General features: G+C 60.8%; 1 protein-coding gene. It reads left to right on the forward strand.

Annotation, left to right across the window (positions count from 1 at the left end; translation table 11 throughout):
* Positions 1 to 12: 12 nt before the first annotated feature.
* A partial coding sequence (gene priA / locus ACR0EL_RS21500; RefSeq protein WP_480502193.1) for a replication restart helicase PriA occupies positions 13 to 1,445 on the forward strand: 1,433 nt, incomplete at its 3' end.

Raw genomic sequence — 1,445 nt, forward strand, 5'->3', positions numbered from 1 at the left:
GAAGGATATGCCGTGAGCGCTAACGGATTTTTCGACGAAGGAGAGCTGGTTGCGGTGCTGACCACGCAGCCGCTGGACCGGACGTTGGATTACAAAGCGCCCGAGGGCGGGTGCTTTCTTGGGGCGTTTGTCGAGGTGCCCTTGGGCCCGCGCAAAGTCTTGGGTGTGGTTTGGGGGCCGGGGCAGGGTGGTTTTGATCTGGCCAAGGCGCGATCGGTGAACCGGGTGCTTGAGGTCGCGCCGATGCGTGAAGAAATGCGGGTGTTTCTGGGGAAAGTGGCTGACTACACCCTGACGCCGATGCCTGCGATGCTGCGGCTAGCAACGCGCGCGCCGGGGTTGGGCAATCCGCCCTCGATGCGCAAGGTTTATCGTTTGGGCGGTGGTCAACCGGACCGAATGACCGACGCACGAATGCGGGTACTTGAAGTTTTGCGAGACTATGGCGGGTTGGCCTTTACGCTGAAGGGACTGGCCGAGCAAGCGGGGGTCACATCTTCGGTCATTAAGGGGTTGGTCAAACAGAACGCTGTGCGTGAAGAGGACAGCCCGCGTGATCTTCCCTATCCTCATCTTGATCCTGAATTGCCGGGAAAGGACCTGACCGAGGATCAGGCGGAGGCCGTGATGCGGCTTCAGTCCGGGCAACGGACGGGAGATTATGGAACGACTCTTCTGAAGGGGGTGACGGGCTCGGGCAAGACCGAGGTTTATCTTGAGGCGGTCGCTGAGGCCCTGCGCGTGGGGCGGCAAGCACTGGTCTTGCTGCCCGAGATCGCGCTGACGGCTGAATTTCTGACGCGTGTCGAGGCGCGATTTGGTGCGCGTCCGGCTGAGTGGCATTCGGGCGCGACCATGACTGAACGTCGCCGGGTTTGGCGGATGGTCGGTCAGGGTGATGCGCAACTGGTCGTTGGTGCCCGGTCAGCACTGTTTCTTCCATTTCGCGATCTTGGTCTCGTAGTTGTCGATGAAGAACACGACACCTCGTACAAACAAGAAGATGGGGTGCATTATAGTGCGCGGGATATGGCCGTTCTGCGTTCGGCCATCTGCGGAGCGCGGGTGATTCTGGCCAGCGCGACGCCTTCACTGGAAAGCTGGGCCAATGCCGAGGCGGGTAAATACGAACGGCTGGACCTGACCTCGCGTTTTGGTGCAGCAGTCCTGCCCGAAATGAAGCCGATCGACATGCGCGCCGAGCAGATGCAGGCCGGGACTTGGATTTCCCCCTCGCTGCGGCAGTCGGTGCAACAGCGTATCGAACGCGAAGAGCAGTCACTGCTGTTCATCAACCGCCGTGGCTATGCGCCCGTGACACTATGCCGGGCGTGCGGGGAGCAGATTGCCTGCGATCATTGCGACGCGCGAATGGTTGAACACCGGTTCCTCAAGCGTCTGATGTGCCATCAATGTGGTGAGACCAAGCCAATGCCAGAGGCCTG

The sequence above is a fragment of the Ruegeria sp. AH12 genome, assembly GCF_056541465.1.